At 66.6% G+C, this 296-nt stretch carries 1 protein-coding gene; it reads right to left on the bottom strand.

The window, feature by feature from the left end; genetic code table 11:
* Positions 1-296 (bottom strand): helix-turn-helix domain-containing protein (locus HIJ39_RS23520; protein ID WP_169103425.1); only part of this gene is annotated, 296 nt, incomplete at both ends.

Raw genomic sequence — 296 nt, 5'->3', positions numbered from 1 at the left:
GGCATGTCCGGTCTGCTCCGGTACCTCAGGTGTCGCCAACGCGTCGGCGGGAATGTCAAACACCAAAGCCAGAATGTCCACCCGCTCGCGGTCGACGGAGGAAATCAGGCCTTCGGCCCCACGTTCCATCATCCGAATCCACGCGGCGGTGATCGGCCGGCCCGGGGCACCGAGTCCACGCTGAGCGGGTCGGGCCAACCGGGCGACATCCTCGGGCGTCCAGCCGCGCACGATCCGCCAATACCTAAGGCGTGCTCCAAAGGCGACGGGATCGATGGGAACGCGCCGACGATGTT

The organism is Sulfobacillus harzensis, assembly GCF_012933365.1.
GTDB classification, from domain to species: domain Bacteria; phylum Bacillota; class Sulfobacillia; order Sulfobacillales; family Sulfobacillaceae; genus Sulfobacillus_B; species Sulfobacillus_B harzensis.
The sequence above is the reverse complement of the archived record's forward strand: the minus strand, read 5'-3'. Positions and strand labels throughout refer to the sequence as shown.